The sequence below is a fragment of the Microbacterium sp. CGR1 genome (assembly GCF_051062835.1).
Lineage (GTDB): Bacteria > Actinomycetota > Actinomycetes > Actinomycetales > Microbacteriaceae > Microbacterium.
This window is the reverse complement of sequence record NZ_JAOTPG010000001.1, coordinates 1,461,105-1,481,997: the sequence shown is the minus strand read 5'-3', so window position 1 is coordinate 1,481,997 and position 20,893 is coordinate 1,461,105. Positions and strand designations below refer to the sequence as shown.

Sequence of the window (20,893 nt, the reverse complement as noted above, 5' to 3'; positions counted from 1 at the left end):
CCGGGGTACCGTTCCGCCGATGCCGGGGGTCATCCTTCCGGCGGATGCCCGGTGTCCTGCGGTGCCGGTCCCGGTGCCGGCTTACGGCGCGGGGCGGCCGAACAGATTCGGATCGACCGGGCGCTGCGCCTTCGGAAGCTTCTCGACGACCAGCCGGTACGACTCGGTGACGAGCTCGGTCACGAGGTCTTCTTCGAGAGAGGGCCCGGGCATCAGCGTGATCCAGTGCTTTTTGTTCATGTGATAGCCGGGCACGATGTCGGCGAAAGTCTCGCGCAGCGCGACGGCATCGTCGGGGTGCGATTTGAGCGTGATCCGCCCCGTGCCGTCGAGAGGCACCAGCAGGAAGACCCGCCCTCGTACCTTGTACACGTCCCACTCAGGACCGAATGGGTTCTCGCGCTCCGCGCCGGGCAGTTCTTCTGCGCGCTCTGTGGCGGTGGCGTTCAACTGTGACGAGTCCATGTCTCAGAACAGCCGGTCCGCGCCCTTGTCATCCTCACGAGGGGCGGCCTGCACGCGCTCGTCGAGCGTCGCAGCGGCGAGCAGCGCCTCGTCGATGATCTCTTTCGTCGGCTCGGCGGTGAGCCAGTCCTCGCTCAGCGAGGCGGGAATCAGCAGTGGCATCCGATCGTGAATGCCGGCGAGGTGCGGGGGAGCCGGGCGCATGACGATCGAGTAGCAGGTGAAGGACTCGCCGTCGGGCGTGCGCCCGCGTTGGGTGACTGCCGCCATGCCGAACAGCGCCCCGTCGTCGACGAGGAACTCGTGCCACACGCGCTCGGGCTTCTTCATCTCGTACCAGCTGGTCGCCGGCACGAGCGCCCTGGTCTTCAACCCGCCTGGGCGTTCCTGCAGACGCTCGGAACGGGTGTTGATCGACGGGAACTTCGAGGGCTCTCCGCCGATCAGGAACCCCCACCACGCGGGCTCCAGCACAGGTTCGAGTGTCGGAGAGGTCTCGGGCTGCACCACGATCGGGTTGAGGTTGCGGAGGTTCTTGCCGGTCGGACGCACGGTCTCCCGAGCGTTCTCCTTCGCCCACCCCCGGAGCCCCTCGAGCACCGCCTCGTCGGCAGCAGCGAGGAGCTCGGTGTCGGTGAACCGCGGATCCAGACCATAACTCGCGCACATGCCGCCAGGGTACGCCCGGCCACCGACATCGGTGCGCTCGGCTAAGGTCGTCGGGTGACTCAGACCCGTCGACTGTCCGCGCCCGTCGCGCTCGGCGGGGCGGTGGCGATCGGTGTCATGACCGCCGTCCAGGCGCGTATCAACGGGGTGCTCGGCGTCAGGGTCGACAACGGGATCGTCGCCGGCCTCATCTCGTTCGCAGTGGGCCTCGCCGCCCTGATCGTCGTGATCGCCTGCATCCCGTCGGCCAGGCGCGGAGTCGGGCGGCTGCGCGACGGCATCCGCGATCGCACGATCCCGTTCTGGATGCTCCTCGGCGGCGCCTGCGGAGCCCTCACCGTCTCGACCCAGGGTGTCACGGCCGGTGTGCTCGGCGTCTCGCTGTTCACGGTCGGCGTCGTCGCGGGGCAGACCCTGCACGGCCTCGTGCTCGACCGCATCGGCTTCGGACCGGCCGGAGTCGTCGCCGTGACCCCCGGGCGCGTGCTCGGCGGAGCGCTCGCGCTCGCCGCGGTCGGGATCTCGCTCAGCGGAGACGTGCTCGCCACCGCGCCCTTGTGGATGCTCCTCCTGCCGTTCGCCGCGGGGGTCGGCATCGCGTGGCAGGCGGCGACGAACGGTCGTCTGGCCCAGCGGGTGCATTCGCCGCTCTCGGCGACGCTCATGAGCTTCATCGCCGGGACGATCGTGCTGCTCGTCGCCGCGGGCATCAGCATCGCCGTGCGGGGGCTGCCCGAGGCCCCGCCGACGGAGCCGTGGCTGTACCTCGGCGGATTCCTGGGCTCCGCCTACATCCTGCTCGGAGCCTTCATCGTGGCGCACACCGGAGTGCTGCTGATGGGGCTCGGATCGGTGCTCGGGCAGCTCGCGACGTCGGTGATCATCGACCTGCTCTGGCCGACGGACGCGGGGCCGGCGCCCTGGCAGATCGCCGGCATGGTGGTCGTCGCCGTGGCTTCGGTCATCGTCGCCCTGCCACGGCGTCGACGGGGCTGACTACTTCTTCTTCGGCTGCGGCATGCGCGTGACGAGCGCGCGGGCATCGACGGGCTTGCGTCGCCCCGGCTTCTTGCCCGCCGGCTTGGCGCCGACGTACAGCCAGCCGAGGAGCTCCTCGTTCTTGCCGATGCCGTGCGCCTTGGCGACGGCCTTCGAGCGCGTGTACCGTCCGGTGCGCCAGAGAACACCCCAGCCGGCCTCGTCGAGCAGCAGGCTCAGCACGTGAGCGACGCCGGAGGCCACGGCCTCCTGCTCCCACCGCGGTACCTTGTCGCTCTTGCGGTAGCTGGCGACCACGGCGATCAGGAGGGGAGCACGGAGTGGTTTCGTGGAGGGGGACTTGTCTCCCTCCGCCTTCGCGATCGCCGCTCCCAGTGCCTCGCGGTCGGACCCGCGCAGCTCGATGAGCCGCCATGGGCGCAGCGACGAATGATCGGCGACGCGACCGGCTGCGGCGACGAGCTTCAGCAGCTCATCGCGCGACGGTGCGTCGTCGGTGACCTTCGACCACGACTGTCGTGCGCGGACCGCCTCGAGGGCGCTCACGACTGTTCGGGCGTGAAGTTCAGGGCGATGGAGTTCATGCAGTAGCGGTCGCCGGTGGGCGTGCCGAAACCGTCGGGGAAGACATGGCCCAGGTGCGAGCCGCAGTTCGCGCAGCGGACCTCGGTGCGCACCATGCCGAGGGTGGTGTCCTCGATGAGCTGCACCGCGTCGGGGCGGATCGACTCGTAGAAGCTCGGCCATCCGCATCCGGAGTCGAACTTGGTGCCGCTCTTGAACAGCTCGGCTCCGCACGCGCCGCACGTGTAGAGGCCGGCGCGGCCCTCGTCGAGCAGCTCGCCCGTCCATGCCCGCTCTGTCGCGGCTTCGCGCAGCACGGCGTACTGCTCTTCGCCGAGCTCCTCGCGCCACTCTTCTTCGGTCTTGTCCACGCTGTACGACATCGGTCCTCCTGGGGGTCTGCTCCATTCTCTCGCGTTCGGCACCCCTCGGCGCCACGAGACAATGGATCCATGACGGATGCCGTGCAGCAGCGCTACGCGCGCTTCGCCGAGCAGGAGGCGCCAGGGCGCAGCGACCTGTATGTCGAATGGGCGGAGGGTGTCGCCGCCGACTCCGAGGTGCAGGCGATCCTCGCGCGAATCCCGGAGAACAGGCGACAGCCTCCTCTCGTGTTCGCGGTGACGCGGATGCTGGGTGCGGCACTCGACGGCTACGGCGCCTGGCGGTCGTTCATCGTGGCGCACGCCGACGAGATAGTCGCCGAGTGCACCGCGCGTCGCCTGCAGACGAACGAGCCGCTGCGACTCGCCCCGCTGCTTCCCGCGCTGTCCGAGATCGCCGGCCCGATCGCGCTGCTCGAGGTCGGCGCCTCCGCCGGGCTCTGCCTCTACCCCGACCGGTACTCGTACCGCGTCGTCGATGCCGACGGGCGGCTGCGGTCGTCGCTCGACCCCGCGGACGGGGTGTCGAGCGTCGTGCTCGAGAGCCGAGTCGAGGGAGACCTTCCCCCTATCCGGATGCCCGACATCGTGTGGCGTGCCGGCATCGATCTCGCACCCCTCGACGCCCGAGACGCCCGCGATCGGCGCTGGCTTCAGGGACTCGTGTGGCCGGGGGAGGACGATCGGGAGCAGCGCGTGACCGCGGCGCTCGACATCGCGGCGTCCGACCCGCCGTACCTCGTCGCCGGAGACGCGATCGAACGGCTGGACGCGCTCGCCGCAGAGGCTCCCCGAGACGCCACCCTCGTCGTGACGACTCCCGGCGTGCTCGTGCACATCCCCAGGGATCCGCGCGAGGCACTCGTCGACCGAATCCGAGGGCTCGACGCGCGCTGGGTGACGATCGACCCTCCCGCGCTCCTCGACGTCTGGGATCCTCCCGTCGCCGCCGAAGGATGGCCCGGTTTCGTGGTGGCGCTCGACGGGGCGGTGCGTGCGGCGGCAGACCCACTCGGCCGATGGTGGGAGTGGCGCACCGGGATCGACGCGGCGGCGAACTAATCTGATCCCATGCTGGGAGAGCTGAGCGAGCGGGATCGTGCGATCCTCGCGCTGGAGTCCGCGTGGCCGCGGCACGGCGGCGCGAAGGAGGAGACCATCCGCACCCAGCTGGGCATGAGCTCGCCCCGCTACTACCAGCTCCTCGGGCGTCTGCTCGAGTCCGAGGCGGCATTGGAATACGATCCCATGCTGGTGCGCCGGCTCCGCCGCATCCGCGACGCGCGGTCGTTCCAGAGAGTGTCGCGAACGCCCGGTTTCGTCGGCTGACGGAGCCTCCCGCCACGCGCTGAGGCGCCACGATGCGGATACACGGGTCGGTGCCGTTAGCATCGAGGAGTGTCAAAGCCCAGCCGAGATCGATTCGACGACGTCCCCCGATCGTCCGGACGCGTCGGAGCGCACCGCGCCGAAGCCCCCGGGATGAACGGCTGGGTGGTCCTGCTCTGGTCCTTCGTGGCCGCTCTGGTGCTCATCATCGGCGGTATCTTCGGCTCGCTGGTGGTGATGGGGCGGATCAGTCTCTTCCCCGAGGCCGTTCCGACGGCGAGTCCCACGCCTGTCGAGACCGGCGTGGTCGACGTCACGTACTCGGTGATGATCCTGAACGCGTCGCCCGACGCGGGGCTGGACGAGCAGATGCGCGACGTGCTGATCAACAACGGCTGGGCGGCCGATGCCGTCTTCGCGAGCGACAGTGCGAGCCAGGACTTCTCGACGACGACCGTGTACTACATCGCCGACGAAGACGAACTGGCGGCCATCGGACTCGCGAACCTGATCGGCGGGGCAGCGGTCGAGCAGAGCGACTTCTACGCCGACCTCAACGACACGGGGGCGAAGCAGCTCACGGTCGTCATCGGACTCGACCGATCGACGACCGCGCCGGAGACCCCGGCGGAGACCCCGGCCCCGTAGACGGCCGCGCAGTCCCTCCGCGCAGCTTGCACTCGATGGGGTCGAGTGCCAGAATGGCGTTAGCACTCTCTCACTCTGAGTGCTAAACCCAACGTCTACGTCCAGGAGGGACGACAAAACTCATGGCAAAGATCATCGCTTTCGATGAGGAGGCCCGCCGCGGCCTCGAGCGCGGCCTCAACATTCTCGCCGACGCCGTCAAGGTGACGCTCGGCCCGCGCGGTCGCAACGTCGTGCTGGAGAAGAAGTGGGGCGCCCCCACGATCACGAACGACGGCGTGTCCATCGCCAAGGAGATCGAGCTCGACGACCCGTACGAGAAGATCGGTGCGGAGCTCGTCAAGGAGGTCGCCAAGAAGACCGACGACGTCGCCGGCGACGGAACCACGACCGCCACGGTGCTCGCTCAGGCACTCGTCCGCGAGGGCCTGCGCAACGTCGCGGCCGGCGCTGACCCCATCTCGCTCAAGCGCGGCATCGAGAAGGCCGTCGCAGCGATCACCGAGGAGCTCCTCGCCAGCGCGAAGGAGATCGACTCCAAGGAGCAGATCGCCGCGACCGCGTCGATCTCCGCCGCTGACCCCGCGATCGGCGAGCTCATCGCCGAGGCGATCGACAAGGTCGGCAAGGAGGGTGTCGTCACCGTCGAGGAGTCGCAGACCTTCGGCACCGAGCTCGAGCTCACCGAGGGCATGCGCTTCGACAAGGGCTACCTGAACCCGTACTTCGTGACGGACCCGGAGCGCCAGGAGGCCGTCTTCGAAGACGCCTACATCCTCATCGCGAACCAGAAGATCTCGAACATCAAGGACCTTCTGCCCATCGTCGACAAGGTGATCCAGGACGGCAAGGAGCTCGTCATCATCGCCGAGGACGTCGAGGGCGAGGCTCTCGCGACTCTCGTGCTCAACAAGCTCAAGGGCATCTTCAAGTCGGTCGCCGTCAAGGCTCCCGGCTTCGGTGACCGTCGCAAGGCGCAGCTGCAGGACATCGCGATCCTCACCGGTGGTCAGGTCATCACCGAAGAGGTCGGCCTGAAGCTCGAGAACGCCACGCTCGACCTGCTGGGTCGTGCACGCAAGGTCATCGTCACCAAGGACGAGACCACGATCGTCGAGGGTGCCGGCGAGGCCGACCAGATCGAGGGTCGCGTCACGCAGATCCGTCGTGAGATCGAGAACACCGACAGCGACTACGACCGTGAGAAGCTGCAGGAGCGTCTCGCCAAGCTTGCAGGTGGCGTCGCCGTCATCAAGGCGGGCGCGGCAACCGAGGTCGAGCTCAAGGAGCGCAAGCACCGCATCGAGGACGCCGTCCGCAACGCGAAGGCAGCCGTCGAAGAGGGCATCGTCCCCGGTGGTGGCGTCGCGCTGATCCAGTCGGGCACCAAGGCTCTCGACGCTCTCTCGCTCACGGGCGACGAGGCGACCGGTGCGAACATCGTTCGCGTCGCGATCGAGGCTCCGCTCAAGCAGATCGCGCTCAACGCCGGTCTCGAGCCTGGTGTCGTCGCGAACAAGGTCTCCGAGCTCCCCTCGGGCCAGGGCCTGAACGCGGCAACGGGCGAGTACGTCGACATGTTCGCTGCAGGAATCATCGACCCGGCGAAGGTGACCCGCTCGGCGCTGCAGAACGCAGCCTCGATCGCGGCTCTCTTCCTCACCACCGAGGTCGTCGTGGCTGACAAGCCCGAGAAGGCTGCAGCTCCGATGGGTGACCCGTCGGGTGGCATGGACTTCTGATCCATCAGCACTGACAGAAACGCCCCGACCTCGGTCGGGGCGTTTCTGCGTTCACAGATGGACGAACGAGGTCAGCGGAACAGACTCGCAGAATACTGGTCGGCGTCCGCGTACTGGGTCGCTGCGCTCCCGAGCGAGTGCCCGATCGATTCGAGCACCTGCTCGACATGCAGCTGCGCTCCGCGCCACTCTTCGGCGCACGACTGGAACGCGGTGGATGCTGTGCCGACCCATGACCCCTGCAGCTGATTGAGCTGCGACATGAGGGTCGCCGACTCGGTCTGCAGACGCCCCATGGTTGCCAGCGCTGCGGCCTGAGCGGCACCTACGGCTTCGGTGTCTACGGTGATGACGGACATGGAACTCCTCTCGATTGGTGTTCCGACCATAGGAGGGTGCGCCCTGCGACCTGTGCGCCATTCCAGACGGTTACCGCCTGCTGTGCAAAACGCGCGAATGCGGGCTCTCGTGCAGTGGCTGTCAGAGGTCGAGAGGCTCGAGCGGCTGGGTGTCCTCGAGCAGGTGCGCCGGGGTCGCACGCGAAGGAGCGAGCGGGAAGGTCACAGTGAACGTCGCGCCGCCGCCGGGCGTCTCGGACACCGCGACGCTGCCGTGCAGCGCCTTGACGATCGATGACACGATGGCGAGTCCGAGGCCGGAGCCGCCCGTCTCACGTGCGCGTGAGGTGTCAGCTCGCCAGAACCGCTCGAAGATCTGCTCGCGGATCTGCGGAGGAATGCCTTCGCCGTGATCGACGATCGAGATGCTCCCCGTTCCTCGGACCCGGTCGGCGTCCACGACGAGCTCGAGCGGACTCTCTTCGGGTGAGAAGCGGCGAGCGTTGCCCAGCAGGTTCGTGACGACCTGGCGCACCTTGTTCTCTTCGCCGAGCACGATCGGAGGGGTGCGCACCGGGATGTCTGCGGCCTCGGTGAAGTCGATGGCGGGCACCTCGGCCGACGAGTTGCGGGGCCGCCTGCGCAGACGCGCGAGCGTGCCGCGGGAGAGCCCCCTCGGTACAGGAGCCTGCGGGGACGGAACGACGGGGTTCGAGCGCGTCGTCACATCGATCAGCGGTGCCTCGACGGTGCGGTCGATCACGGTCACGGTGCGCGCCGGCGCGGCCGCTCGCAGATCCAGGGCGGCGTCGCGGGCGATGGGGCGCAGGTCGAGAGCCTCGATCTCGGGCTCGCGCTCCTCGTCGAGTCGGGCGAGCGCCAGGAGATCCTCGACGAGAACGCCCATCCGAATCGCCTCCTTCTCGATGCGCTCCATGGCGCGGGCGGTGTCTTCCTCGCCCTTGATCGCGCCCATCCGATAGAGCTCGGCATAGCCGCGGACGCTGACGAGCGGTGTGCGCAGCTCGTGGCTGGCGTCGCCGATGAAGCGCCGCATGTGCTGCACGGTGCGATCGCGCTGGGCGAGCGACCCGTCGACGCGATCCAGCATGGTGTTGATCGCGCTGTTCAGTCTGCCGACCTCGGTGGTGGGCTCCAGATCTGTCAGACGCTGGGTGAAGTCGCCGGCGGCGATGGACATGGCGGTGGATTCGACCTGTCCGAGCCTGCGGAAGGTGAGAGTGACGAGCCCTCGGGTCAGCAGGGCCGCCAACAGGATCGTGACGAGCGCGACAGTGATGTAGATCCCGAAGTACTGGCCGATGATGCGGTCGGCGTACTCGAGCGGCATCGCGACTATCTGGATGCGCAGCGACCCGTCGCCCTCGCCGGGCACGCGCGCCACGGCCGCGCGGAAGCTCGTGCCCTTCGTGCCGTCGAGCGTGAACGGCGTATCCTCGTTGTTCTGCACCGCGAGCGGCGAATACGTCGAGGGGAACAGAGGCGCCCCGTTGGCGGAGTTGCCCGTCGTCGTCTGCAGCACACCCTCGGCGTCGTAGATCGCGACGAAGAAATCTCGAGGGGAGTCGGTGGGGGTGTAGACGGTCTTGCCGTCCTCCACGGTCACCTCGAAGTAGCGATTCGCGAGGTCGGCCGACACCAGCGCGGGCAGCTGAGAGTCGATGTTGCTGATCAGCGAATTTCGCAGGATCGGGACGGTGCCGATGCCGGCGGCCAGCAGCCCGAGGGCGAGGACGGCGACCGTGACGCCGGTCACCTTCGCGCGCAGGCTGATCGACCGCCACCAGCGGGTGATCGCGTCAGGCTTGTGCGCCATGCGGACCTCCCGGGATGCGGATGCTGTGCGGCGTCAGCGGACGGCGGTGAGCCGGACTACTTGCCGACCTTGAGCATGTAGCCGAAGCCGCGCTTCGTCTGGATCACGGACTCCTCGGTATACGGGTCGATCTTACGGCGGAGGTACGAGATGTAGCTCTCCACGATGCCGGCGTCGCCGTTGAAGTCGTACTCCCAGACGTGGTCGAGGATCTGCGCCTTCGACAGCACGCGGTTCGGATTGAGCATCAGATAGCGCAGCAGCTTGAACTCGGTCGGGCTCAGCTCGATCGATTCCTTGCCCACGTGCACGTCGTGGGTGTCCTGGTCCATCGAGAGCTCACCGGCGCGGATGATCGACTCCTCATCGGCCTGCATCGTGCGCCGCAGGATCGCCTGGGCACGTGCGACGATCTCGTCGAGGCTGAACGGCTTGGTGACGTAGTCATCGCCGCCCGCGTTGAGGCCCTCGATCTTGTCGTCGGTGCCGTCCTTCGCCGTGAGGAACAGGATCGGAGCGGTGAACCCGGCGCCACGCAGGCGCTTGGTCACGCTGAATCCGTTCATGTCGGGGAGCATGACATCGAGGATGATGAGGTCGGGCTCCTCCTCCAGCACCGCCGAGATCGTGGCGGCGCCGTTGGCGACCGTCTTCACCTGGAACCCGGCGAAGCTGAGACCTGTGGAGAGCAGGTCGCGGATGTTGGGTTCGTCATCGACGACCAGGATGCGCGCATCAGTCATGTCCCCATTATGGTGACTTCGGCCATGCGGATGCTGATTATCCTTCGGAGCGCCGGTTTCGCCCACCGCGTACCGGGCCGCCGGAAGTCCCGGCAGACCGGTCAGGCAGCGATGGCGTCGGCATCCATGATCGTGTAGCTGTAGCCCTGCTCGGCCAGGAACCGCTGGCGGTTCTGCGCGTAGTCCTGGTCGATCGTGTCGCGCGCGACCAGCGTGTAGAAGCTCGCGGTGCGGCCGGACTGCTTGGGGCGGAGGAGTCGGCCGAGTCGCTGCGCCTCCTCCTGGCGGGAGCCGAACGAGCCGGACACCTGGATCGCGACGGATGCCTCCGGGAGGTCGATCGAGAAGTTCGCGACCTTCGACACGACGAGCAGCGAGATCTCTCCCTCGCGGAAGGCGCGGTACAACTCCTCGCGCTCGTCGATGGGCGTGGCACCCGTGATCTGCGGCGCGTTCAACGACTGCGACAGCGAGTCGAGCTGGTCGAGGTACTGCCCGATGACGAGGATCCGCTCATCCTTGTGCTTCGCGATGAGCTCGCGCACGGCGTCGATCTTCGCGGGGGCCGATGCGGCGAGGCGGTAGCGCTCGTCGTCGGTCGCGGCGGCGTACTCGAGCCGGTCGTCCGGCGGCAGGTCGACCCGTACCTCGTAGCAGACGGCGGGGGAGATGAAGCCCTGAGCCTCGATCTGCTTCCAGGGCGCATCGAAGCGCTTGGGTCCGATCAGACTGAACACATCGCCCTCGCGGCCGTCCTCGCGGACGAGTGTGGCGGTGAGGCCGATCCGTCGTCGCGCCTGCAGATCAGCGGTCAGCTTGAACACGGGAGCGGGAAGCAGATGCACCTCGTCGTAGACGATGAGGCCCCAGTCGAGAGCATCCAGCAGAGCCAAGTGGGCGTATTCGCCCTTCCGCTTCGCCGTGAGGATCTGGTAGGTCGCGATCGTGACCGGCTTGACCTCCTTGGCCTGCCCGGAGTACTCCCCGATCTCCTCGGGGGTGAGGCTCGTGCGCTTGAGCAGCTCGTCGCGCCACTGGCGTGCCGAGACGGTATTGGTGACGAGGATGAGGGTGGTCGTCTTGGTGGCGGCCATCGCCGCTGCGCCGACGATCGTCTTGCCGGCACCACACGGCAGCACCACGACGCCCGATCCATCCTTCGCGAAGGCGTCGACGGCATCCTGCTGGTACGGGCGGATCGCCCAGCCGTCCTCGGCCAGCTCGATCTCGTGCGGGGTGCCTGGCGTGTAGCCGGCAAGATCCTCGGCCGGCCAGCCGATCTTGAGCAGCTCCTGCTTGATCTGACCGCGCGCCCACGCGTCGACTACGAACGTGTCGGGCGAGGGGTGGCCGATCAACAGCGGCTGGATGCGCTTGTTGTTCGCGACCTGAGCGAGCACTGCGGGATCGCTCGAGCGCAGGATCAGGGTGCCCTCGTCGTCGCGCTCGATCACGAGGCGCCCGTAGCGGTTCACGGTCTCGCGCAGGTCGACGGCGACGGAGGGTGGAACGGGGAAGCGCGACCAGCGGTCGAGCGTCTCGAGCATGTCCTCGGCGGTGTGCCCGGCGGCGCGTGCGTTCCACAGGCCGAGGCGGGTGATGCGGTACGTGTGGATGTGCTCGGGCGCGCGCTCGAGCTCGGCGAAGATCGCCAGCTCGTGGCGGGCGCTCTCGGCATCGGAGTGGGCGACTTCGAGCAGCACGGTGCGATCGCTCTGGACGATCAGAGGGCCATCAGACATAGCTGTCCAGTTTACTGCTCGATCACGGTGGCGGCGCGGATGCTCGACACCGGGAGCGTGCGCTCGACGTCGGCCGCGCGATCACGCCCGCGGAGGCGTCCGCCGCCGAGTCCCGTCGCCTCGAGGATCAGCTCCCGCGTCGATCCGTCCGGCATGCCCACGCTCACACGCAGCACCGCCTTCGCTCGCACGGCGGCCTCGAGCTCGCGGTCCAACCATGCGGCATCGGCGTCAGGGCCCTGATGCGATCGCAGAGCGGCGATGAGTGACGCGTAGTCGGTCGTGTTCTCGGGCGCCGTCTCGACCACGGGGTTGCGCTCGCCGGTGATCGCGGTGCCGTCCTCGGAGACGAGCGTCGCCGGATAGCGCGCATCCGTCAGCGCCCAGTACACGGTGTCGCGTCCGACGCGCGTCGAGAGCGCGGCGACGTGCTTCGTCAGGGCGAGCGGGCGCAGCCCCTGGTCGACCGCCATCGCTTCGATCAGGTGCGGATCGCTGCTCTCGATGCGCGTGCGTCCGGTCTCGGAATCGGTGGACACCCGAACCAGTCCGTGTCGCAGCGACGTCTGCGTGACGAGATACCGCAGCGGCTGGGGGATGCCGGTGAGCGACAGGGACTCGAGGAATTCGAGGATCGACTCTTCGGTCTCTCCGGCGACGAGGGCATGGGCGATCGACTCGGGCGTGAAGCGGTAGGTGGAGGCCTGAGCCGCGGATTCGCGGGCCGCGATCGTGCGCAGCCGGACATCGAGCGCAGGGGCGAGCGGGCCGGGGGAGATCGCGCTCAGATCGTTCTGCAGGAAGATCCGATCGACCTCGCTCGGGAGCAGGTCCGTGAGGGGGGCGGACTCGATGCTCCCACCCTGCCGCAGCGACGCGGCCCATGCGGGTTCGCTGCCGTCGTCGGTGATCAGACCGAGCAGGCGCGCGCGTTCGAGGAGTGCCTCGCCGTGTTCGGCCCAGGTCGGATCCCAGGGGTGTGCCTGCGACCAGGCGGTTGCGGGGAGCCACCCGCCGTCGTCCGTGCGCACCCCGCGGGGAAGAGCGTCGCGGAACCCGGTCACCAGAGTGCTCCATCGATCGGCCACGGACGACTTCAGCCACTCCTCTGCGCGTGCCGTCGTGCGAAGACGCCGGCCGTCGGGCGCGACCAGATCGGAGTCGTCGGCGATGGCGATGAGGGCATCGACGGATTCGGCCGCGACACCGGATTCAGCCAACAGGCGCTTCTCACCGGCGCTGACAGTGCCACCGGTGAGCAGAGCGAAGGGCTTCTCGCGTGCGAGCAGCAGCAGGTCGGCGAGCGCCGCCACGGTCGTGAACGCACGCTCGGCCGCGTGAGCTGTGTCGGCTTCGCTCGACTCGCGCGGTGGGGAGATATCGAGCGGGGCTGGCGCGGCACGGTCGGCGAGCGCCGCGATCACGGGAGCGAAGGGCGCGCCGTCGGGCCGGAGAAGCGCGAGGTTCTTGAGGGCCTCCCGCTGCGGCGTCGTCTCGACAGCGGGTTCGCCGACGGCAGCGGCCGCGGCCAGGGTCGTCGCTTCATCATGCGTGAGCGAGGGAAGGACGCGGGCGAGGGAACCGGGGTCGAGCAGCGCTTCGGCCGCGTCGAAGAAGTCGTTCCACCCGGCATCCGGGCGTACGCGCCGAGCGGAGAAGAGCGAGGCCAGCTGCTCGTCGCTCGCCTCGGACAGCCATTCGGCCAACGGTCGGGCGTGCGTGCTCATACCGGATGCCTCAGGACCGCGATGCCGCGCGACCCTTGCGGATGAAGCTCATGATCAGGAGCGCGATGATCATCACGAAGGCCACGGGCAGGCCCCAGTAGGGGATCGCGGCGATGAAAGGCCAGACGCCCGCACCGAAATCCTTCTGCTCCATGCCTACGGCGGTGCCGATGATGATCGCGAAGAAGCAGATGATGGATGCCGCGGCGAGTCCGAGTGCCGAGAACGCCAGGATGCGATCGATACGGCGAACGGGAACCTCAGGTTCGGGACTCTTGGTACTCATCGGTCTCAGCCTACTCGCTGCGGCGTCCCGTGGTTCCGCACGCTGACCTACGGATTCCACGCCCTGCGACCGGTAGGCTGGAGGTGGGCGCACACGTGCGTCCGATCCAGCTCCACACCGACTCAGCGAGGTTTCTCCCATGCCCACCGGCAAGGTCAGGTTCTACGACGAAGACAAGGGTTTCGGCTTCATCGCCACAGATGACGGCCAGGACGTCTTCCTGCACGCCTCAGCGATGCCGGCAGGCGCGGCTGTGAAGGCGGGGGCACGCGTGGAGTTCGGTGTCGCCGACGGCAAGCGCGGCCTGCAGGCCCTGTCGGTGCGCGTACTCGATGCCCCCCCGAGCCTCGCGAAGGCGAAGCGAAAGCCCGCCGACGACATGGCGATCATCGTCGAGGATCTCGTGAAGCTCCTCGACGGTATGGGCGGCGACCTCCGTCGCGGCCGTTACCCCTCTTCCGCTCAGGGCGGCAAGATCGCGGCAGTCCTGCGCAAGGTAGCCGATGACCTCGAAGCCTGAGGTGGACCAGCGTCTGATCGACGCTCATGATCTCGCACTCGCCGCGCTGCACGAGATCACTCCGGCGTCGACCGTCGGACCTGCTGCCGACTACCTCCCCGAGGAGGACGGGTCGCTGTCGCTGCGCTTCGAGAACCGACTTCCCGGATACCCGGGGTGGTTCTGGACCGTCACGGTCGCGCGCGTCGACGACGAGGAGCCGACGGTGCTGGAGGTCGAGCTGATTCCCGGCGACGGAGCGCTGCTCGCCCCCGAGTGGGTGCCGTGGGCCGAGCGCCTCGCCGAGTACCGCGCGCACCAGGTGGAGCTCGCGGAGCAGGCCGCCGCGGCTGCCGCGGACGATGCGGTCGTGAGCGACGCCGACGACGCGGAGTCCGATGACGATGACGACCTCGACGAAGAACTCGAAGAGGACGAGGATCTCGACGACGACGACGACGACGACGACGACGATGACGATGACGACGACGAGGAGCTCGATGAGGAGGACCTCGCCGCGGAGCCGCGCGTGCTGCACGCGGGCGACCTCGACGGCGTCGACATCGACGAGCTCGACGACTCCGTCGTGGACGACTCCGAGGACGACGAGGACGACGACTCCGAGGACGACGAGGACGACGACTCCGACGAGGACGACGACTCCGACGACGAGGAATGACTCGCGACCGATAGGGACGAGAAGCAGAAGAGGGGCCGCGTGCGAACGCGGCCCCTCTTCTCGTCGATGTCCCGGTGTCAGGCGCCGGTGTGAGCGAGCACGTAGTCGAGCGAACGCGTCAGCTGACGGACGTCCTCGGGCTCGATCGAGACGAAGGTCGCGACGCGGAGCTGGTTGCGGCCGAGCTTGCGGTAGGGCTCGGTGTCGACGATGCCGTTGGCGCGCAGTGTCTTGGCGACGGCTGCGGCGTCGACGCTGTCGTCGAAATCGATCGTGACGACGACGGGGGAGCGGTGCGCGGCATCCGTCACGAACGGGGTGGCGACGGCGGATGCCGCAGCCCAGTCGTAGAGAACGCCGGAGGACTCCGCCGTGCGAGCTGCCGCCCAGGCGAGGCCGCCGTTCGACAGGATCCAGCTGAGCTGGCTGTCGAGCAGGTGGAGGGTCGTGAGCGCCGGCGTGTTCAGTGTCTGGTTGAGACGCGAGTTGTCGACGGCGTTCTTCAGGCTGAGGAACTCGGGGATGTACCGGTCGGAGGCGGCGATGCGCTCGATGCGGTCGATCGCAGCAGGAGACACGGCCGCGAACCAGAGGCCCCCGTCGGATCCGAGGTTCTTCTGGGGCGCGAAGTAGTAGACGTCGGCCTGCGTGGCGTCGAAGTCGATGCCGCCTGCGGCGCTGGTCGCGTCGATGACCGTCAGCGCGCCATCGGCGACGACGCGCTCGATGGGAGCCGCGACACCGGTGGACGTCTCATTGTGCGGCCAGGCGTAGACGTCGACGCCGTCGACGATCTCGGCCGCGGTGCGGGAGCCCGGCTCGGACTTGCGCACGTCGGGTGCCTCGAGCCACGGAGCGGCGGCAGCGGCGGCGAACTTGCCGCCGAACTCGCCGAACACGAGGTTCTGGCTGCGTCGTTCGATCAGCCCGAATGCCGCGGCGTCCCAGAACGCCGTGGATCCGCCGTTGCCGACGATGATCTCGTAGCCCTCGGGAAGGCGGAAGAGGGCGGCCAGCTGCTCGCGGACGCTGCCGACCAGGTTCTTGACCGGAGCCTGTCGGTGCGAAGTGCCGAGCAGAGTCGGCCCTGCGGCGAGCAGCGCATCGAGCTGCTCGGTGCGCACCTTCGAGGGACCGCAGCCGAAGCGGCCGTCAGCGGGCAGGAGGTCACGGGGAATCTCGATCGCCATGCGTCGATTCTACGGCGTGGCCCTCCGCTCGCTTCACCGCGTGACGCCCTGATGTCCGCGCGGGAATGTAGGCTTGCCTAAGAAGACCCGGAGGGCCACATGACGGACTTGATCGACACCACGGAGATGTACCTCCGCACCATCCTCGAACTCGAGGAGGAGAACATCGTGCCGCTGCGTGCACGCATCTCCGAGCGCCTCGGCCACTCGGGCCCCACGGTCTCGCAGACCGTCGGGCGCATGGAGCGCGACGGTCTCGTCGTCGTCTCCGAAGACCGCACGCTCGAACTGACCGACGCCGGTCGGCGCAAGGCCGTCGACGTCATGCGCAAGCACCGACTCGCCGAGCGCCTGCTCTCCGACGTCATCGGTCTCGACTGGGCCTACGTGCACGAAGAGGCCTGCCGCTGGGAGCACGTCATGAGCGAGCAGGTCGAGCGTCGACTCGTCGAACTGCTCGGCCACCCGACCGAGTCGCCGTACGGCAACCCGATCCCCGGGCTCGACCAGCTGGGCGACACCCCTGCCCGGACGTTCGATGAGGGCGTCATCGGTCTCGTGCAGAAGCTGAACGCCGCCGGCGCTCCGATCGAGGGCATGGTCCGCCGCCTCGCCGAGCCCGCCCAGGTCGATCCTGAACTTCTCGAACAGCTTCGTGATGCGGGAGTCGTTCCCGGCGCCAAGGGCGACTACCGCTTCAACGAGGGCTACGTGCTGATCCAGATGGAAGGCAAGGAAGACGGGCTCGAACTTCCCGTCGAACTCGCCTCGCACATCTTCCTCGTGGGCGAGCCGGCCTGACCTCGAGCCAGGATTCCGGGGCGAAGCGACCCCGAGAACCGCGCGATTCCGCCTCTCCGAGGATTGCCAGGTTCACAGGGTGACAGGATCGTTATCTTCCGGTAACCTCGGACAGGTCGTCGAAGAAGCCCGCTGACGACACCCGAGAGGATTCGCCTTCCAGGCTCGTCGCCCTCCCGGTCAGACCGCACAACGTACCCGAGCTACATGGTGCCCCGAGAGCAGAGTGCCGACGAGCCAGCGCTACCCGAGCGTGCAGGCGCAGGAGGATCAGGTTTTGGCAAAAGACATCGAATCGCCCGCGAAGACAACTGAAGATCGAGCAGTCGCCCGCCGCTCCCGCGGCAGGGTCGACGCACGCAAGGTCGTGAAGCCCCTGCGTTCGGTCGCCATCTTCGGGGCCGTCGGTGCTCTCGTCGCCGCCGTCGCTCTTCCTGCATACGCCGCGACGAAGCCCTCCGACGCGACCGCGACCGTCCAGCAGCTCGCCGCCGTCGATGCGCAGTCCCTCGTCGTCGCCTCCGATGCGACGGCCGCTTCGCTCAGCCGTGGCACGTTCACTGCCACGACCCCTGACGAGATCGAGAAGAAGAAGGCAGAAGAGGCCGCCGCCGCGCGTGCCGCCGCTGCCGCCTCCGCGACGACGGCGTCGTCGTCCGGCAGCTTCAACATCGGCAACTACGCTCTCGTGTCGCCGGGTTCGGGCGAGGTCCGCTACCCGCTGCCTCAGGGTTCCTACAGCGTCAGCCGCACGGTCGGCGGAGCGCACCAGGGCGCCGACATGCTGGCCCCGGCCGGAACCCCGATCTATGCGGCAGCCGCGGGTGTCGTCCGCGCCTCTGCCGAGAGCATCGGCGGGTACGGCGTGTGCGTCATGCTCGACAGCGTCGTCGGTGGTCAGCGCGTGCAGACCACTTACGGTCACATGATCTACGGCTCGCGTCAGGTCCAGGCCGGCGAGACCGTCGCCGCAGGCCAGCTCATCGGCTTCGTCGGCAGCACCGGGCGCTCGACCGCGAACCACCTCCACTTCGAGGTTCACGTCAACGGCGGGCTCATGGAGCCGATCGCCTGGCTCGCCGCCAACGCCGGCTGAATCCTCCACTCGTCACCACTTTTCGGACACGCCTTCGGGCGTTCATCCGCCGTTTGGCCTTCGCGCGCTCCCGATGGGTTAGCCTGAACCCGTTGTCGCATAGTCGGGAGAAGCTGATGGAGCGAATACCGAACATCCGAACCATGGATGCCCTCGGCCGTCACGTCCTTCTGCATCGTCTGCAGGGAGGCCACGGTCCTGCCGTGCGCATGAGGCGCTGTCTGTAGACAGCGCCTTTTTGCATCCCCGCGAACGCCTCCGTCCTGTGCGGCTTCGTGTGAGTCGAGAGTGCCGGGAAGCCGTCCCGGCGGATCGAGAGGATGACGATGCGCACACTTGTACTGAACGCAGGATACGAACCGCTCGCGATCGTGTCGTTCAAGAGAGCCCTGGTCCTGGTCATGAACGACAAGGCGACCGTGGTCGAACACATCGAGGACGACCCCGTCTGGGGCAGCCACGGAGTCTACGATCGCCCCGCCGTCATCGTCCTCTCACGCTACGTCCGCATTCCCATCAGCCGACGCGTGCCGGTGACCCGGCGGGGGGTCCTGCGCCGCGACAACCATCGCTGCGGGTACTGCGGCAAGGCGGCCTCGACCATCGACCACGTGATGCCGCGGTCGCGCGGGGGAGCGGACTCCTGGGAGAACCTGGTCGCCTGCTGCCTGCGCTGCAACAACACCAAGAGCGACCGCACGCCGCAGGAGATGCGGTGGGAGCTGCGGTTCGCGCCGCGCCCACCCCACGGAACCGCGTGGACGGTTCGCGGCATCGAACGCAGTGATCCTCGGTGGGAGCCGTACCTGGCACTCGCCGCATGAGCGGGAGGCGAGGGTTCCTCTAGAATGGAAGCCTCGCCCCCGTAGCTCAGCAGGATAGAGCAGCCCTCTCCTAAAGGGCAGGTCGCTGGTTCGAATCCAGTCGAGGGCACACCATCAGTCGCGACCGCGACGCCACAGCTTCGACGGCCACCAGATGACTCGGCCGAGGTCGTAGGCGAGAGCCGGCACCAGCAGCGAGCGCACCACGAACGTGTCGAGAAGCACGCCGAACGCGACGATGAATGCGAGCTGCACCAGGAACAGGATCGGGATCACCGAGAGCGCCGCGAAGGTCGCCGCGAGCACCAGCCCGGCCGACGTGATGACACCACCCGTGATCGACAGTCCGCGCAGCACACCCTCGCGGGTTCCGTGCTCGAGCGATTCCTCCCGCACCCTGGTCATCAGGAAGATGTTGTAGTCGATGCCCAGTGCCACCAGGAACACGAATCCGTAGAGCGGAACCGCCGGGTCGGCGCCCGGGAAGTCGAACACCCCGTTGAAGACCAGTGCCGAGACGCCCATCGCCGTGCCGAACGACAGCACCGTGGTGAGGATCAGCAGCACCGGCGCGAGGATCGAGCGCAGCAGCAGCATCAGGATGAGCATGATGACGACCAGGATCACCGGGATGATCAGGTTGCGGTCATGGATCGAGGCGTCGTTCGTGTCGATCGCCGTCGCCGTGACACCACCGACGAGCGCGTCGAGGTCGTCGAGCTGAGTGCGCAGCTCGCGAACAGTCGCGGCTGCGGCATCGGAGTCGGCGGCATCCGTCAGCGTTCCCTGCAGCAGCACCTCGCCGCCGACGACGGTGGGCTCGGGGGCAGCTGTTCCGGGAGGGCCGACCGCTTTCAGTCCGTCGGCGGTGACAGTCGCCGAACCGCTCGGAGAATCTGCTGCCGTGACCGACACCCCGTCGATGCCGTCGTCGGCGAGCAGCACATCGGCCGCATCCTGCAGCCTGTCCTCCGCGACCACCACGTACACCGGGCTGCCGGAGCCGCCGGGGAAGTGCTCACCGAGCGCGACCTGACCGTCGCGGGCCTCGGACGCGCCGAGCACAAGATCGGACTGCGGCACGCCGACGGCGTTGAGCTGCAGCGCACCCGCGGCTCCCGCGAGCAGCACCAGCGTCGTGACGACCCAGATGAGGCGAGGGCGCTTCGTGATGAGATGAGCGAGCCGTGCCCACAGACCGGTCTTGCGCATGCCGTGCTCTTCGGCCACGACCTCCGGCTCGAACTTCGGCCGCCGGGGCCAGAAGACCGCGCGTCCGAACAGCAGCAGCAGCGCCGGCAGCAGGGTGAGTGCGGCGAGCATCGCGAACACGATGCCGATCGCGGCCACCGGGCCGAGGGTGCTGTTCGACTTGAGGTCGCTGAGCAGCAGGCACAGGAGCCCTGCGATCACGGTTCCGCCGGACGCCACGATCGGCTCGAACGAGCCCTTCCATGCCGCCAGGACGGCGGTTCCCTTGTCTTGGGCGACGCGCAGCTCCTCTCGGAACCTCGCGACGAACAGCAGGGCGTAGTCGGTCGCGGCTCCGATCACGAGGATGAACAGGATGCCCTGCGTCTGGCCGCTGAGCAGCAGCACCTCGAACTTCGCGAGCCACCACACGACCAGCAGCGCCACGCACAGGGCGAACAGGCTGGTCGAGAGCACGACGAGGGGTAGCAGGAACGAGCGGTACACCAGCACCAGGATGACGAGGACGGCCAGGAGGGCGACGCCGAGCAGCAGGCCGTCGATACCCGCGAAGCCGGCGACGAGGTCGGCGCTGAAGCCGGCCGGTCCCGTGATGTACACGGTGACGCCCTCGGGCGCGGCGTCGCGGAGCTGAGTGCCCAACGCGTCGATGGCGTCTGCGAGTTCGGCGTCTCCCTCGATCGGGATGAACGCCTGGATCGCCTTTCCGTCGTCCGAGGTGAGCGCGGGTGACACGTCCTCGCTCACACCCTCCACGGAGGGGGCATCCTCGACGGCATCCGAGATGGTGTCGATGTCGGACGCCGAGAGCTCGCCATCGGCGACGAACACGGCGATGGCAGGGATCGCGTCGCTGTCGTTGAACTCCCCGAGGAGCTTCTGCACCTGCGTCGCGTCGGCCGACTCGGGCAGGTAGCTGGTCTGGTCGTTCGACGACACCTCGTCGACCTTGCCGAACAGGGGGCCGCCGAGTCCTGCGCCCACCAACCACACGAGGATCAGGACCACGGGGATGAGCACACGGACCCAGGAGTGTCGACGCGTACGTTCGCGGGTCGGCGGAATGGGCGCGTGCTCAGGGCTGGACATCAGGTTCCTCTCGGGGCGTGCAGATGGGGAT

General features: G+C 68.1%; 22 protein-coding genes and 1 tRNA gene. 11 read left to right on the top strand and 12 right to left on the bottom strand.

What is annotated here, in order from left to right:
- Nucleotides 1-81: 81 nt before the first annotated feature.
- Nucleotides 82-465 carry an MmcQ/YjbR family DNA-binding protein gene (locus OD997_RS07300; RefSeq protein WP_434331010.1) on the bottom strand — a complete coding sequence of 128 codons (384 nt, stop codon included), beginning with the start codon at nt 463-465 and terminating at the stop codon, nt 82-84.
- Nucleotides 466-468: 3 nt separating this feature from the next.
- The gene (locus OD997_RS07295; protein ID WP_434331009.1) at nt 469-1,134 is read right to left on the bottom strand and encodes an SOS response-associated peptidase family protein; all 666 of its coding nucleotides are present in this window, start codon (nt 1,132-1,134) and stop codon (nt 469-471) included.
- 54 nt (nt 1,135-1,188) lie between these two features.
- Between OD997_RS07295 and OD997_RS07290 the strand changes: the two genes are divergently transcribed.
- Nucleotides 1,189-2,130, top strand: a complete 942-nt coding sequence (locus OD997_RS07290; protein ID WP_434331008.1) for a DMT family transporter — start codon at nt 1,189-1,191, stop codon at nt 2,128-2,130.
- Here the strand turns inward: OD997_RS07290 and OD997_RS07285 are convergent, their stop codons facing one another.
- Nucleotides 2,131-2,679: a nitroreductase family protein gene (locus OD997_RS07285; RefSeq protein WP_434331007.1), complete on the bottom strand. Its 549-nt coding sequence runs from the start codon at nt 2,677-2,679 to the stop codon at nt 2,131-2,133.
- On the bottom strand, nt 2,676-3,080 hold the full coding sequence (gene msrB, locus OD997_RS07280) for a peptide-methionine (R)-S-oxide reductase MsrB (protein WP_434331006.1): 405 nt from the start codon (nt 3,078-3,080) through the stop codon (nt 2,676-2,678). The genes OD997_RS07285 and msrB overlap by 4 nt, the downstream gene beginning before the upstream one ends.
- Nucleotides 3,081-3,149: 69 nt before the next feature.
- Here msrB and OD997_RS07275 point away from each other — a divergent pair, with 69 nt between their 5' ends.
- The 4 genes from OD997_RS07275 (at nt 3,150) to groL (ending at nt 6,799) form a co-directional block, all read left to right on the top strand.
- Nucleotides 3,150-4,142, top strand: coding sequence for a DUF2332 family protein (locus tag OD997_RS07275; RefSeq protein WP_434331005.1), 993 nt, complete (start codon nt 3,150-3,152; stop codon nt 4,140-4,142).
- 9 nt (nt 4,143-4,151) lie between these two features.
- Nucleotides 4,152-4,409, top strand: a complete 258-nt coding sequence (locus OD997_RS07270) for a DUF3263 domain-containing protein (RefSeq protein ID WP_434331004.1) — start codon at nt 4,152-4,154, stop codon at nt 4,407-4,409.
- A gap of 69 nt (nt 4,410-4,478) precedes the next feature.
- Complete coding sequence (locus OD997_RS07265) at nt 4,479-5,057, top strand: LytR C-terminal domain-containing protein (RefSeq protein WP_434331003.1); 579 nt, start codon at nt 4,479-4,481, stop codon at nt 5,055-5,057.
- 122 nt (nt 5,058-5,179) lie between these two features.
- Nucleotides 5,180-6,799, top strand: coding sequence for a chaperonin GroEL (groL, locus tag OD997_RS07260; RefSeq protein ID WP_042539806.1), 1,620 nt, complete (start codon nt 5,180-5,182; stop codon nt 6,797-6,799).
- Nucleotides 6,800-6,870: 71 nt separating this feature from the next.
- Here groL and OD997_RS07255 read toward each other — a convergent pair whose 3' ends face one another.
- From OD997_RS07255 to OD997_RS07230, 6 genes are all read right to left on the bottom strand, one after another.
- Nucleotides 6,871-7,158 carry a WXG100 family type VII secretion target gene (locus tag OD997_RS07255; protein ID WP_056312559.1) on the bottom strand — a complete coding sequence of 96 codons (288 nt, stop codon included), beginning with the start codon at nt 7,156-7,158 and terminating at the stop codon, nt 6,871-6,873.
- A 121-nt stretch (nt 7,159-7,279) separates the two neighbouring features.
- Nucleotides 7,280-8,974, bottom strand: coding sequence for a sensor histidine kinase (locus OD997_RS07250; protein WP_434331002.1), 1,695 nt, complete (start codon nt 8,972-8,974; stop codon nt 7,280-7,282).
- Between the two features lie 56 nt (nt 8,975-9,030).
- Nucleotides 9,031-9,717, bottom strand: a complete 687-nt coding sequence (locus tag OD997_RS07245) for a response regulator transcription factor (protein WP_056420389.1) — start codon at nt 9,715-9,717, stop codon at nt 9,031-9,033.
- Between the two features lie 101 nt (nt 9,718-9,818).
- A complete protein-coding gene (locus tag OD997_RS07240) occupies nt 9,819-11,459 on the bottom strand; it encodes a DNA repair helicase XPB (RefSeq protein ID WP_434331001.1) in 1,641 nt (546 codons plus the stop codon).
- An 11-nt stretch (nt 11,460-11,470) separates the two neighbouring features.
- Nucleotides 11,471-13,186, bottom strand: coding sequence for a helicase-associated domain-containing protein (locus OD997_RS07235; RefSeq protein ID WP_434331000.1), 1,716 nt, complete (start codon nt 13,184-13,186; stop codon nt 11,471-11,473).
- Between the two features lie 10 nt (nt 13,187-13,196).
- The gene (locus tag OD997_RS07230) at nt 13,197-13,472 is read right to left on the bottom strand and encodes a multidrug ABC transporter ATPase (protein ID WP_434330999.1); all 276 of its coding nucleotides are present in this window, start codon (nt 13,470-13,472) and stop codon (nt 13,197-13,199) included.
- 139 nt (nt 13,473-13,611) lie between these two features.
- Here OD997_RS07230 and OD997_RS07225 point away from each other — a divergent pair, with 139 nt between their 5' ends.
- Nucleotides 13,612-13,992, top strand: coding sequence for a cold-shock protein (locus OD997_RS07225; RefSeq protein WP_434330998.1), 381 nt, complete (start codon nt 13,612-13,614; stop codon nt 13,990-13,992).
- The gene (locus OD997_RS07220; RefSeq protein ID WP_434330997.1) at nt 13,976-14,650 is read left to right on the top strand and encodes a DUF3027 domain-containing protein; all 675 of its coding nucleotides are present in this window, start codon (nt 13,976-13,978) and stop codon (nt 14,648-14,650) included. Before OD997_RS07225 ends, OD997_RS07220 begins: the two co-directional genes overlap by 17 nt.
- A gap of 77 nt (nt 14,651-14,727) precedes the next feature.
- Here the strand turns inward: OD997_RS07220 and serC are convergent, their stop codons facing one another.
- Entirely contained in the window at nt 14,728-15,840 is a 1,113-nt protein-coding gene (gene serC / locus OD997_RS07215; RefSeq protein WP_434330996.1) for a phosphoserine transaminase, read from the bottom strand.
- A gap of 99 nt (nt 15,841-15,939) precedes the next feature.
- Between serC and OD997_RS07210 the strand changes: the two genes are divergently transcribed.
- The 4 genes from OD997_RS07210 to OD997_RS07195 all read left to right on the top strand — a co-directional run bounded on the left by OD997_RS07210 (nt 15,940) and on the right by OD997_RS07195 (nt 18,670).
- Entirely contained in the window at nt 15,940-16,641 is a 702-nt protein-coding gene (locus tag OD997_RS07210; RefSeq protein ID WP_434330995.1) for a metal-dependent transcriptional regulator, read from the top strand.
- A gap of 277 nt (nt 16,642-16,918) precedes the next feature.
- Complete coding sequence (locus OD997_RS07205) at nt 16,919-17,737, top strand: M23 family metallopeptidase (protein ID WP_434330994.1); 819 nt, start codon at nt 16,919-16,921, stop codon at nt 17,735-17,737.
- A 326-nt stretch (nt 17,738-18,063) separates the two neighbouring features.
- Nucleotides 18,064-18,561, top strand: a complete 498-nt coding sequence (locus OD997_RS07200) for an HNH endonuclease (RefSeq protein WP_056514881.1) — start codon at nt 18,064-18,066, stop codon at nt 18,559-18,561.
- A gap of 35 nt (nt 18,562-18,596) precedes the next feature.
- Nucleotides 18,597-18,670: transfer RNA gene (locus OD997_RS07195), tRNA-Arg, on the top strand.
- Between the two features lie 5 nt (nt 18,671-18,675).
- On the opposite strand, the gene OD997_RS07190 is transcribed toward OD997_RS07195, so the two are convergent.
- On the bottom strand, nt 18,676-20,862 hold the full coding sequence (locus OD997_RS07190) for an MMPL family transporter (RefSeq protein WP_434330993.1): 2,187 nt from the start codon (nt 20,860-20,862) through the stop codon (nt 18,676-18,678).
- Nucleotides 20,863-20,893 lie beyond the last annotated feature (31 nt).

Bases quoted from the DNA above. Each gene is read 5' to 3' on its own strand.
- OD997_RS07190 (WP_434330993.1), bottom strand. From the start codon at position 20,862: ATGTCCAGCCCTGAGCACGCGCCCATTCCGCCGACCCGCGAACGTACG.
- OD997_RS07255 (WP_056312559.1), bottom strand. From the start codon at position 7,158: ATGTCCGTCATCACCGTAGACACCGAAGCCGTAGGTGCCGCTCAGGCC.
- OD997_RS07295 (WP_434331009.1), bottom strand. From the start codon at position 1,134: ATGTGCGCGAGTTATGGTCTGGATCCGCGGTTCACCGACACCGAGCTC.
- OD997_RS07220 (WP_434330997.1), top strand. From the start codon at position 13,976: ATGACCTCGAAGCCTGAGGTGGACCAGCGTCTGATCGACGCTCATGAT.
- OD997_RS07240 (WP_434331001.1), bottom strand. From the start codon at position 11,459: ATGTCTGATGGCCCTCTGATCGTCCAGAGCGATCGCACCGTGCTGCTC.
- OD997_RS07200 (WP_056514881.1), top strand. From the start codon at position 18,064: ATGCGCACACTTGTACTGAACGCAGGATACGAACCGCTCGCGATCGTG.
- OD997_RS07230 (WP_434330999.1), bottom strand. From the start codon at position 13,472: ATGAGTACCAAGAGTCCCGAACCTGAGGTTCCCGTTCGCCGTATCGAT.
- OD997_RS07210 (WP_434330995.1), top strand. From the start codon at position 15,940: ATGACGGACTTGATCGACACCACGGAGATGTACCTCCGCACCATCCTC.
- OD997_RS07245 (WP_056420389.1), bottom strand. From the start codon at position 9,717: ATGACTGATGCGCGCATCCTGGTCGTCGATGACGAACCCAACATCCGC.
- OD997_RS07300 (WP_434331010.1), bottom strand. From the start codon at position 465: ATGGACTCGTCACAGTTGAACGCCACCGCCACAGAGCGCGCAGAAGAA.
- groL (WP_042539806.1), top strand. From the start codon at position 5,180: ATGGCAAAGATCATCGCTTTCGATGAGGAGGCCCGCCGCGGCCTCGAG.
- OD997_RS07225 (WP_434330998.1), top strand. From the start codon at position 13,612: ATGCCCACCGGCAAGGTCAGGTTCTACGACGAAGACAAGGGTTTCGGC.
- OD997_RS07275 (WP_434331005.1), top strand. From the start codon at position 3,150: ATGACGGATGCCGTGCAGCAGCGCTACGCGCGCTTCGCCGAGCAGGAG.
- msrB (WP_434331006.1), bottom strand. From the start codon at position 3,080: ATGTCGTACAGCGTGGACAAGACCGAAGAAGAGTGGCGCGAGGAGCTC.
- OD997_RS07235 (WP_434331000.1), bottom strand. From the start codon at position 13,186: ATGAGCACGCACGCCCGACCGTTGGCCGAATGGCTGTCCGAGGCGAGC.
- OD997_RS07250 (WP_434331002.1), bottom strand. From the start codon at position 8,974: ATGGCGCACAAGCCTGACGCGATCACCCGCTGGTGGCGGTCGATCAGC.
- serC (WP_434330996.1), bottom strand. From the start codon at position 15,840: ATGGCGATCGAGATTCCCCGTGACCTCCTGCCCGCTGACGGCCGCTTC.
- OD997_RS07270 (WP_434331004.1), top strand. From the start codon at position 4,152: ATGCTGGGAGAGCTGAGCGAGCGGGATCGTGCGATCCTCGCGCTGGAG.